Source organism: Pseudomonas sp. S37 (assembly GCF_016658545.1).
Classification (GTDB): Bacteria; Pseudomonadota; Gammaproteobacteria; order Pseudomonadales; family Pseudomonadaceae; genus Aquipseudomonas.
This window is the reverse complement of sequence record NZ_JACVZC010000161.1, coordinates 1-11,211: the sequence shown is the minus strand read 5'-3', so window position 1 is coordinate 11,211 and position 11,211 is coordinate 1. Positions and strand designations below refer to the sequence as shown.

Below are 11,211 nucleotides of genomic sequence, written 5' to 3'. Positions count from 1 at the left end.
CCCCCCCCCCCCCCCCCCCCCCCCCCCGCTCCTACAGGTTCTGTGCCTGCCATGAAGGTGATGCAGGCCAGGTGGGAGCGGCCCATTCAATGAGTTATGCGCAGTTCTATGAGAGCGGCCAAGGCGGTGAAGTCAGGCGAAGCGTTCGAAACGGTAGGGCGCCGGGTCGATCAGAGGCGCAGACTGGGACACCAGGTCCGCCGCCAGTTGCCCGGCAGCCGGCGAGGTGCCGAAGCCATGCCCGGAGAAACCGGTGGCCAGGGTCAGGCCAGGGATGCTGGCCACCGGGCCGATCACCGGGTTGGAGTCCGGCGTCACGTCGATTGTGCCCGCCCAGGCGCTGGCAATGCGTGCCTGTTCGAACACCGGCCAGGCCGCCTTGAGGTTGCGCATGGCCTCGTCGTTGAGCGCCGGGTTGGCCAGCGGGTCTTGTACCCGCACGCGCTCGAAGGGGGTCACGTCCGTGGCTTTCCAGCGCCGGGCCAGGGCCAGGTCCTTGAAGAAGTACTCGCCGAAGCTGATGCGCAAAAAGTCCCGCTGGGCACGCAGCTGCGGCAGGTAACGCTTGCCCAGCAGCAGGTGATCAAGGGTAAGGCATGCGTCCAGCGCACCGCGCTGGGTGATGATGTAGCCACCGTCCTTGTGCTTGCGGAAGGAAAAGTCCGGTGCGCCGACGGCGATGTCGGTCGGCCCGTCCATGGGTTCGGTACGCAACACGGAGCAGGTCAGCGGCAAGGTCGGCAGGTTGATGCCCAGGTTGCCGAGGAACTTGCGCGACCACAGGCCGCCGGCCAGCAGTACCTGGTCACAACGGATTTCGCCTTGCTCGGTCACCACGCCGCTGACACGCCCGGCAGCGGTGGCCAGGGTGCGCACTGCGCAGTGCTCCACGATGACCGCACCTTTGGCCATTGCCGCGTGGGCGATGGCGCTGGCGGCCAAGGTCGGTTCTGCACGCGCGTCCGAGGGGGTAAAGATGCCGCCCGCCCAATCCGCCTTGCCACCCGGCACCATCCGGGCGATTTCACGCGCGCTCAGCAGGCGTGAGTCCAGGCCCAGCGCCTCGACGCTCTTCAGCCAGCCTTCATGCATGCCCATCTGCGTGTCGTTGCGGCCGATAAACATGATGCCGGCCTGGCGATAGCCGACGTCGCTGCCGACCCGCCCGGGCATTTCGGCCCACAGCCGGTCGGCTGCCAGGGCCAGCGGGATGTCGTGGGCGTGGCGGTTGGTCTTGCGTACCCAGCCAAGGTTGCGCGACGACTGTTCGCCGGCAATGCGCCCCTTTTCCAGCACCACCACCGGGATGTTGCGTTCGGCGAGGGTGAGTGCGGCGGTCAGGCCGATGATGCCGCCCCCGATGATCACCACGGTAGTGGCTGCAGGGTGGCGGGTGCTGGTTTGCACAGGGGCGATCGTCGGGGACATGGCGTTACTCTTCGTGGTTCGTGCTGGGGGTATGCTCAGGGCTGCCAGTGGCCTTACTGGCCCAGGCGGATCAGGGTCACCTGGGCTTGCCCGGCGCCGCGGTAGGCCGTGACTTCCAGCTCGACCTTGTACACCGTCGAACCCAGCGGCGGGCAGGTGACCGTGGTGGCCGGGTCGATGCCGCGGAACTTCTCGCCGATCACCTCCATGACCTGTGGCACATCGGCCGGGTCCTGGATGAACACCCGTGAATTGATTACGTCGGCCAGGCTGGCATCGACTGCGGCCAGGGCGGTTTCGATGTTGGCGAACACCTGGTGGGTCTGCTCGATCACGTCTTCCGGGATGAGCTGGGTCTGCGGGTTGCGCCCGGCGGTGTTGGACACGTGAATCCAGTTGTCCACCGCCACCAGGCGGGAATAGCTGGCCATGTCTTCGAATCTGGAGCCGGTTTTCAGTTTGGTGATCTGGGTCATTGGGCTTTGCCTTGTTTTCCGGTGGTTGGGGAATCAGCTGAGAACGGGGGTTTCCCAGAGGTTTAGCTTTACGCCGATGCCTTGCTCGAGCGCCTTGCGGTACACCACGGTGCCCCAGGCCACGTCCTCGACGGGCATGCCGCCCACCGACATCAGGATGATTTCGTCGTCGTGCAGGCGGCCCGGTGCGTCGCCGCTGATGATCTTGCCGATGTCTTCGACCTGCTCGGCGGCCAGCTTGCCTTCGGCGATCATGTCCATGAAACGCACCCCTACCAGCGGCACATGGTTGTGTGCGGGCTTGGGCAGTTCTTCGAACCAGGCTTCGTAGAGCCCGGTGTTGTCCACCACCTTGCGCACGTCGTGCTGCTCCATGCCGGCATCGATGCTGCACGGCGCCGGCATGGCCAGGAACGCGCCGGGCTTGACCCACTCGCGGCGCACCAGCGGGTACTGGCTGGGGTCGCCGACTTCGCCGGAGCTGCAGTAGCTGACCAGGTCGGAACCGCGCACGACGTCTTCCAGGGTTTGCACGACTTGCACGTTGGTGATCTGCGGGAAGCTGGTTTTCACCCAGGCGACAAAGGCATCGAGGTTCTTCTGGCCACGGCCCTTGACTTTGAGGGTGTCGATCAGCGGGCACACGGCCATGAACGCGGCCACCGTGGTCTTGCCCATTACCCCGGGCCCGGCCAGGCCGATGACCTTGGCGTCCTTGCGCGCCAGGTGGCGGGCGCCGACGCCCGGGATGGCGCCGGTGCGGTAGGCCGACAACAGGTTGGCCGACATGTGCGCCAGCGGTGCACCGGTGTCGGCATCGTTGAGGGTGAACATCAGGATCGAGCGCGGCAGGCCCTTCTCGCGGTTGGCGATGTTCGAGCCGTACCACTTGGCGCCGGCAGTCTGGAAGTTGCCGCCCAGGTACGCCGGCATCGCCATCATGCGCCGGTCGGCGGTGGGCTTGGGCATGTTGGGGAACGGCGAGTGCGCGGGGAAGGTGATCATCGCGCCGTGCGAGTCGCTGTTAGGCCCGGCCATGCGGTAGTCGCCCTGGTACAGCAGGCCGAACATTTCTTCCATGGTGTCGACGCAGGCCGGCATGTCGGTGACGCCGGCGCGGATCATGTCCTGCTCGGACAGGTAGATGAAGTCAATTCTGGTATCGAGGGTCATGGCGGGTCTCGCAGGGCTGGCTGCCGTCGGATTTGTTGTTGGTATCGAGGCAACCAGTTTCGCTAACGACTGGTAGGTCGTCTTGTGCCTGCCTGCCAGCCGAGTTGACCGTCAGTGCCAGCGCTTCAATGGCCCGCGAGCGAGAAGCTGGCGGGGGTGTCGCGCAGGCTCAAAGCGGTCAGCAGGCAGACCATCAGCGTGCACAGGGCCAGCAGCGCGGCCCAGGCCGTGGGGCCGTGGTCGAGCACGATGGCGGCCAGGGGGGCCGCGCCGGCAGACACCGACAACTGGATGGCGCCGAGCAGCGCGGCGGTGGAGCCCAGCGCTTTTTCCTGCGAGGCCATGACCAGTGACATCAACGTTGATTCGGCAATGCCCAGGCCGAACAGCGCCAGCACCATGCCGCCGGCCACACCGGGCAGCCCCAGGCCGGTCAGTGCGCCGAGCAGGCTGATGCAGGCGCCGCCGGCCATGCACAACACGCCCAGGCGGGTCAGGCTGTTCAGGCCCAGGCGGCTGATCAGGCGGCTGGCCGCCATGGCGCCGAACAGGATCGACACCCCGGTGGCGCCAAACAGCAGGCCGAAAGCCTGGGCGCTCAGGCCGTAGTGGGCCTGGTACACCAAGGTGGCGCCGCCGATGTAGGCGAACAGGAAGAAGAACACGGCAGCCACAGCCAGGGTCGGGCGCAGGAAGCGGCGGTCGCCGAGGATGGCCAGGTAAGTGCGCCAGGCATTACCCAGGTGCAGCGCTTCGCGTTTGCTGGCGGGCAGGGTTTCCCGCAGGTTCAGCAGGCTGTTGGCGAACACGGCCACGCCCATGCCGGCAAGCACCAGCATCACCGCCCGCCAGCCGAAATGCGCGTCGATCACCCCGCCCAGGGCCGGTGCCAGGATCGGTGCCACGCCTTCGATGGTCATCAGCAGGGCGAACAGCTTGGTGGCGGCCACGCCCTGGCTGACATCACGCACCATGCTCATGATCACCACCAGCGTCAGCGCGCTGCCCAGGCCCTGGAAGAAGCGCAGCACGATCAGCGTGTCGAGGCTGGGCGCTGCCGCGGCACCGAGCGAGCAGAGGGTGAACAGCAGCAGGCCGGCCAGCAGCGGTTTGCGCCGGCCATAGGCATCGACGATGGGGCCGAAGATCAGCTGCCCGGCGCCCATGGCCAGCAGGAAGAAGGTCAGCGTCAGCTGCACGCGGGTGAAGCTGGCCTGATAGTGGCTGGCGATTTCCGGCAGGCTCGACAGGTACATGTCGACGGCGGACGGGCCAAGCGCGCCGACCAGGCCAAGGCCCAGGGCAAAGCGGAAAGGTAGCGGGGGGAGAGGGATCTGCTTGCATGGTTTTCTCTGGCTGATTTTTCGCCTACCGGTCGGTAGGTTGGCGAATATTATGCGCCGAGCCAGGCAAGGTCAAATCCTTAAGGAAGCCGTGCGGTTCTTGTGGTGGCAACTGTCTTTCTTAAAATTCAAGGCTTACGCAATCCTTGTAGGAGCGGCCTTGTGTCGCGAAAGGGCTGCGCAGCAGCCCCAGCAATATCTGCAGCGAAGCTGAAATCGAGGGGCTGCTGCGCAGCCCGATCGCGACACAAGGCCGCTCCTACAAGGACCGCGTCGATGCGAATTAGAACGGCACAGCCACCGTCAACTGGCTATACACATTGGTACCATTCCCCCCCACCTGATTACCGCCGTTGCCCTCATCCTTGCGCGGCTGGTACAGCCCCACCAGCGGGCTGATGATCAGGTGCTCGCTGACGGCCCATTCCACATACAGGTCCAGCTCCCGGGCATCGAGGTTGAGGCTGTCGCGGGTGCGCACGGTGTCGAAGTCGAAATACAGCGCGCCGACCGTGAGGTTTTCCAGCGGCGTGGCTTTCAAACCGATGTGGTGAATGCCGGTGTTGCTGTTGAACGGCCCGGCGTAGTTGGCCGCGACTTCACCCTGGAACCAGGTGCCATAACCGCTGGACAGGCCGCTGAACAGCGGGTCCCAGCCTGCCGAATAGCGGGTGTAGCGGTAGGTTACCTGCGGTGCCCACGGCAGGTCGGCGAAGGTGTAGCCGGCCTGCAGGTACCAGGCCTGCTCGGGGCCGTCGGTCTTGTCCTGCCAGGCGTATTCGAAGGCGAAACTGGCATTGTCGATACCGGCGCTGCCTTCGCCACGCACGCTGTACACGTCCATGCCTTCGCGGGCTTTCTGGAATGCGCTGGCCCACTGGTCGGCGACGTCGATGCCGTGGACCCAGGTCAGCCCCACGGTGCCCAGCGCATGGGTGTAATCCAGCGTGCCGGCGGCCAGCTCGGTTTCGGCCTGGGCGCGGTTGTCGGACTTCAGCCACAACAGGCTGCCATGCAAACCCTCGCTGCCACCCAGGCGCAGCATGGCCGTGCGGTCGAAGGCATGGCGGGCGGCCAGGTAGTAGGCGCCGCCGCGGTCGAGGGCACCGTCAGCCACGCCATTGCCCAGGTTGGGGCCGTCGTCGTTGATCAGGAAGCCGCTGCCCAGGCGGATGGTCTGGCGGCCAGCGGAAACATCCACGCCATCCTTGCCCAGCAGCGGGAACAGGTCGCCCGAGCGCCAACCGAGGAAGGCGTCCTCGATCTTGGTGGTGCGTTCGCTGCCGTCGGTATTGCCGGCGGCGTCGCCATCGCCCCAGGTGGCCGAGCTTACCCAGTTCAGGCTGCCATACAGCGTGCCGTTGCCGGCCAGGCCCTGGTCACCGCTGAGGCCGTATTTGATAAAGCCTTCGCGCCAGGTCGAACCCCCGGCAGTGCCGTCATAGTTCTTGCGGCTGTTGAACATGCCCCACACGGCCAGCATGTCGGCGTTCAGGTGGCTGTCTTCGTCGGCATACAGCTCATAGGCCGGCGCGGCCTGGCTGGCCAGCAAGGTTGCCAGGGCCAGGCTGGACAGCGTCTGTGGTTTGACCATGTGCACATCCCTCGTTTGTTCTCGGCCACCTGCAGGGCGGCCTTTGTTGTTCGGGGGCACCCTCGGACTGGCGAGGGGCCATCGCGGTTGGCGGCGATGGCCTATTAGGGCGTGTGCGGCGGGGCGGGGTCTTGTTCGTGGCTGCCAAGGCGTTTGCACGCCTTGGCCAACGGCGCGGGGTCAGTAGCGGATCATCACCGACTTCAGTTCGGTGAAGTCGTCGATGAACGCCGAGCCGAACTCGCGGCCAATGCCGGAAGCCTTGATGCCGCCAAACGGCACGGCCGGGTCGAGCAGGGTGTGCATGTTCACCCACAAGGTGCCCGCCTGGATCTGCGGGATCATGCGCATGGCCTTGCCCAGGTCGTTGGTCCACAGGCTGGCGCTGAGACCGTAGGGCGAGGCGTTCATCAATTGCAGCAGTTCGTCTTCGTCGTCATACGGCAGGAAGGTTGCCACCGGGCCGAAGGTTTCCTGGTTGAGCAGGGTGTCGCTGGCCGACCTGGCAAGGATCACCGTAGGCTCGACGAAACAGCCGGGGCCGTCGCCCAGCTCGCCGCCGTGAATGATCTGGCTGCCTTCGGCGCGGGCAGTGGCGAACAGTTCGGCCAGTTTCTGCTGGTGCGGTTTGTTGGCCACCGGGCCGAACTGCGTGGCTTCGTCCAGCGGCGAGCCGATCTTCAACTGGCCCAGGCGTTGCGACAAGGCGTCGAGCAGCGGGTCGAGGCGTGAGCGGTGCACGTAGAAGCGTTCGCCCGCCGCGCAGATTTGCCCGGCGTGCAGGAAGCCGGCTTCGATGATGCCGTCCACCGCCTTGTCGGTGGCCACGTCGGGCAGGAACGCTACCGCGTTCTTGCCGCCCAGCTCTAGCGTGGCGCGGGTCAGCTTGGCGCCCATGGCCGCCTGGCCGACGGCGATGCCGGTGGGTACGGAGCCGGTAAACGAAACCTTGTCGGTGCCTGCATGCTCGATCAGCGCCTTGCCCACCAGGCCGCCACCGGTCAGCACGTTCAGGGCCCCGGCGGGTAGCCCGGCTTCTGTGGCCAGTTCGGCGATGCGCAGCAGGGTCAGCGGGGTAAATTCGCTGGGCTTGAGGATGATGCTACAGCCGGTAGTCAGGGCCGAGGCCAGCTTCCAGATGGCGATCATGGTGGCGAAGTTCCACGGCACGATGCCCACCACCACACCGACCGGCTCGCGCAGGGTAAAGGCGCTGTAGCGCTCACCGGCGAACGAGGGCAGAGACGGGGTAATGGTCTGGCCGGTGATCTTGGTTGCCCAGCCGGCGTAATAGCGCAAGAAATGCGCGGCCTGCTCGACTTCAAAGGCACGGGAAATGCCGATCAGCTTGCCGGACTGCAAGGTTTCCAGTTGCGCCAGTTGCTCGCGGTTGGCTTCCAGCAGGTCGGCCAGCTTGAACAACACCGCGGCACGGGCAGCCGGGCTGGTGTGCGCCCAGGTGTTGAAGCCTTGGCGCGCGGAACTGACGGCGTGGTCGACATCGGCCAGGTTGGCGTCGGCGATGTGGGCGATGGTCTGGCCGTTGGCCGGGTTGACCACGGCGATTTTCGCGGTGGATTGGCTCGCGATGGCCTGGCCGTGGATGAACACGCCATGTTCGCGGGCCAGGAAGGCAGTGACGGCGGGGAGGAGGGTGATGTCGCTCATGCGAACTCCGGGGGCAGGTGGAGCCTGGAGCATAGAGAGCGGGTAAGGCGGGTGCTTGCGCCTGCGTGACAGCGGCATGACTGTGGCTGCCAAGCCTTGGGTCAGCCTCGCACGGCCCCTTGTAGGAGCGGCCTTGTGTCGCGATCGGGCTGCACAGCAGCCCCTCGATTTCAGCTTCGCCACAGATATTGCTGGGGCTGCTGCGCAGCCCGATCGCGACACAAGGCCGCTCCTACAAGGGACGGTGTTGTGTTCGGGGGCGATGGCAGCCAGCAACAAACCCGGCGGCAGCCATGGGCAAGACGCTACGCTGGCTGCAGCGCAAAGTGACCACAACAAAAACAAGCCGGGGCATAGCAATGTCACTCAACAACCAGCTCACCGAGCACCTCAACCGCGGCACGGTCGGTTTCCCCACCGCACTGGCCAGCACCGTCGGGCTGATCATGGCCAGCCCGGTGATCCTCACCGCCACCATGGGTTTTGGTATCGGCGGCAGCGCCTTTGCCGTGGCCATGGTGATTGCCGCACTGATGATGCTGGCGCAGTCCACCACCTTTGCCGAAGCAGCGTCGATCCTGCCGACCACTGGCTCGGTGTACGACTACATCAACTGTGGCCTGGGCCGCTTCTTCGCCATTACCGGCACGCTGTCGGCCTACCTGATCGTGCATGTGTTCGCCGGTACCGCCGAAACCATCCTCTCGGGGGTGATGGCGCTGGTCAACTTCGAACACCTCAACACCCTGGCCGAATCCGCTGGCGGTGCATGGTTGCTGGGGGTGTGCTTCGTGCTGGCGTTCGCGGTGCTCAACGCCTTTGGTGTCAGCGCCTTCAGCCGCGCCGAAGTGGTGCTCACCTTCGGCATGTGGACCACCCTGATGGTGTTCGGCGTGCTGGGCCTGATCGCCGCCCCGGCGGTGGAACTGGACGGGCCATTCGGCGTGTCGCTGGTGGGCACCGACCTGATGACCATCCTGTCGCTGATCGGCATGGCCATGTTCATGTTCGTCGGTTGCGAGTTCGTCACGCCGTTGGCCCCCGAGCTGCGCCGCTCGGCCTGGGTGTTGCCACGGGCCATGGCGCTGGGCCTGTTCGGCGTGGCCAGTTGCATGTTCATCTACGGCGCGGCCATGAAGCGCCAGGTGGAGAACGTGGTGCTGGATGCCGCCAGTGGCATACACCTGCTGGACACGCCGATGGCCATCCCGCGCTTTGCCGAACAGGTGATGGGCGATATCGGCCCGGTGTGGCTGGGTATCGGTTTTCTGTTCGCAGGGGCCGCGACCATCAACACGCTGATGGCCGGTGTGCCGCGCATTCTCTACGGCATGGCGGTCGACGGCGCGCTGCCCAAGGTGTTCACCTACCTGCACCCGCGCTTCAAGACCCCGCTGCTGTGCATCGTGGTGGTGGCGCTGATCCCGTGCCTGCATGCCTGGTACCTGGGCGGCAACCCGGACAACATCCTGCACCTGGTGCTGGCGGCCGTGTGCGCCTGGAGTACGGCCTACCTGCTGGTGACGCTGTCGGTGGTGATCCTGCGCATTCGCCGCCCGGACCTGCCGCGTGCCTACCGCTCGCCGCTGTTCCCGCTGCCGCAGATCGTCTCCAGCAGTGGCATCCTGATCGGCATGGCGTTCATCACGCCGCCGGGCATGAACCCGGCCGATGTCTATGTGCCGTTTGCCATCATGCTGGGTGCCACGGCAGCCTACGCGTTGTTCTGGACGCTGTGCGTGCAGAGGGTCAACCCGTTCAAGCCGGCGCGGGTCGAGGATGTGCTGGAGAAGGAATTTGCCGCCGAACCGGGCCACGTAGTGGAGCACCTGCAGCATGATCAGACGTTTGCGTGAACGGCTGCTGACGCCACGGGCGCCTGCCGGCTACCGCCCCGGGGCTACCCTGGCGTGCCTGGCGCGCAACCTGGGGCAAGCGGGCATTGCGCAGGGCGGGGTGCTCCACGACCCGGCACAGGGCTGGCAGGCCAGGGTGCACGAACGCGCCGAGGCCCACCTGCTGATGCACATCGTCACCTGTGAGTTCCGGCTGCAGGTGCCCGCCCCGCAAGGGGGCGAGGTCAGCCTGGAACTGCGCCATACCGGTGCGCTGCGCCGAACCGGGTTGGCTTGCGTGTACCGCCACGGCGACCGGGCACGCTTTGCGCAACTCCGTGCACAGTTGCTGCAGCAGGCCGCACTGCTGACGGCGCTGATGCCGCTGGACTTCAAGCGCCTGACCCTGGCCTGGCGCGACGGCCAGTGGTTGCTGACGCTGGAGCACATGGGCGGCAGCGAAGTGGTCAACCGCCTGCCGGCGTTTCGCCGCTACATTCCAATCAGCCCGCAACAGCGGACGCACCTGATGGCCAGCCTGGCCCAGTTCAGCCATTTGCTTTCCGCCCTCTGAGGTGGGCTGGCACATGCCTTGCTGTGCCTAACGACAAATGATGACAGTTGTGCGCACATAGATAACATGTTAACAATGTGCGCATAACAACAAATCCTGCGTCGAGGGTAGCCATGCATACTCAACAATCCAACCGTCAGGAGCTGGAATGCTGGACCACGGCCATGCAGCAGATCTGCGGCCGTTTCGAAACGGAGCTTGCGTCCAACCACTCGCTGTTCATTGGCGAGGTCTCCACCTTTTCCCGTGCCGGTTTGCCGCTGGCCAACCTGCGCACCAACGCCGGCAGCATACGCCGCTTGGGCGAAAACCCCAGCCTCGATGACGACCAGCATTGCTTCCTGGTCAGCCAGCGTGCCGGGCATTCCAGCGTGACCCAGGGTGGCATGCAGGTCAGCCTGGCGCCGGGCGAGTTGCTGCTGATGGATTCGGTCGGGCGTTGCGAGATCAGCCCCAGTGGCTTGATCGAGCATGTCTCGCTGGCCTTGTCGCGTGAGCAGGTGCGCAAGTACGTGCAGGGCAGCGGCCCGATGTTCGGCAAGATTTCCTCAACCAATGCCTGCGGGCGCATGTTGCATGTGCTGATGGACCAGCTGTGCAAGGACGGCAACGTCAGTGGTGATGGTGCCCAGGGCGATGCCCTGCAAACGGCGTTCATCGCGCTGCTGGAGCCGGGCTTCGAGCGCAATGGCGAGGCGCCGGGCAACCTGGGTGCGGTGAGCGGTGCCAACCTGCGTGGCTATGTGCAGCAGGTGATCGACGAGTCGCTGTCACAGCCCGGGCTGACCCCGGCCAACCTCGCCGGGCGCCTGAACATTTCCGTGCGCCACCTGTATCGGTTGTTCGAAGAGCAGGGCGATAGCGTGTGCCGTTACATCCAGCGGGCACGGTTGAAGCGCAGCGCGGATGACCTGGCAAACCCGTTCTTCAGGGGGGAGTCGATTACCTCGATCGCCTACAAGTGGGGGTTCACCGACTCGGCGCATTTCAGCCGCTCGTTCAAGAAACAGTTCGAGCGTTCGCCAAAGGATTACCGGGCGCAGGCGATGGCTTAAGGGACTGGCGCGGTCTTGTAGGAGCGGCCTTGTGTCGCGATCGGGCTGCGCAGCAGCCCCTCGAT

General features: G+C 65.5%; 9 protein-coding genes. 3 read left to right on the top strand and 6 right to left on the bottom strand.

The features are described 5' to 3' along the window. Nucleotides 1-132 precede the first annotated feature (132 nt). The 6 genes from IAE39_RS27650 to IAE39_RS27625 all read right to left on the bottom strand — a co-directional run bounded on the left by IAE39_RS27650 (nucleotide 133) and on the right by IAE39_RS27625 (nucleotide 7,682). Nucleotides 133-1,428 (bottom strand): NAD(P)/FAD-dependent oxidoreductase, encoded by a 1,296-nt coding sequence (locus IAE39_RS27650; protein ID WP_201207653.1) that lies wholly within the window; start codon nucleotides 1,426-1,428, stop codon nucleotides 133-135. A 53-nt stretch (nucleotides 1,429-1,481) separates the two neighbouring features. Continuing rightward, nucleotides 1,482-1,904: a RidA family protein gene (locus tag IAE39_RS27645; protein ID WP_201207652.1), complete on the bottom strand. Its 423-nt coding sequence runs from the start codon at nucleotides 1,902-1,904 to the stop codon at nucleotides 1,482-1,484. A 33-nt stretch (nucleotides 1,905-1,937) separates the two neighbouring features. Then, nucleotides 1,938-3,077, bottom strand: a complete 1,140-nt coding sequence (locus tag IAE39_RS27640; protein WP_201207651.1) for a tyramine oxidase subunit B — start codon at nucleotides 3,075-3,077, stop codon at nucleotides 1,938-1,940. Nucleotides 3,078-3,202: 125 nt separating this feature from the next. After that, nucleotides 3,203-4,333 (bottom strand): multidrug effflux MFS transporter, encoded by a 1,131-nt coding sequence (locus IAE39_RS27635; protein WP_236548855.1) that lies wholly within the window; start codon nucleotides 4,331-4,333, stop codon nucleotides 3,203-3,205. A gap of 370 nt (nucleotides 4,334-4,703) precedes the next feature. After that, nucleotides 4,704-6,014, bottom strand: coding sequence for an alginate export family protein (locus tag IAE39_RS27630; RefSeq protein ID WP_201207650.1), 1,311 nt, complete (start codon nucleotides 6,012-6,014; stop codon nucleotides 4,704-4,706). A 180-nt stretch (nucleotides 6,015-6,194) separates the two neighbouring features. Continuing rightward, on the bottom strand, nucleotides 6,195-7,682 hold the full coding sequence (locus tag IAE39_RS27625) for an aldehyde dehydrogenase family protein (RefSeq protein WP_201207649.1): 1,488 nt from the start codon (nucleotides 7,680-7,682) through the stop codon (nucleotides 6,195-6,197). A gap of 359 nt (nucleotides 7,683-8,041) precedes the next feature. On the opposite strand from IAE39_RS27625, the gene IAE39_RS27620 reads away from it, so the two are divergent. The 3 genes from IAE39_RS27620 (at nucleotide 8,042) to feaR (ending at nucleotide 11,146) form a co-directional block, all read left to right on the top strand. Continuing rightward, on the top strand, nucleotides 8,042-9,538 hold the full coding sequence (locus tag IAE39_RS27620) for an APC family permease (protein ID WP_201207648.1): 1,497 nt from the start codon (nucleotides 8,042-8,044) through the stop codon (nucleotides 9,536-9,538). Then, nucleotides 9,519-10,091 (top strand): DUF3156 family protein, encoded by a 573-nt coding sequence (locus tag IAE39_RS27615; protein ID WP_201207647.1) that lies wholly within the window; start codon nucleotides 9,519-9,521, stop codon nucleotides 10,089-10,091. The genes IAE39_RS27620 and IAE39_RS27615 overlap by 20 nt, the downstream gene beginning before the upstream one ends. A gap of 113 nt (nucleotides 10,092-10,204) precedes the next feature. After that, on the top strand, nucleotides 10,205-11,146 hold the full coding sequence (gene feaR / locus IAE39_RS27610) for a transcriptional regulator FeaR (RefSeq protein ID WP_201207646.1): 942 nt from the start codon (nucleotides 10,205-10,207) through the stop codon (nucleotides 11,144-11,146). The last annotated feature ends 65 nt before the right edge of the window (nucleotides 11,147-11,211 follow it).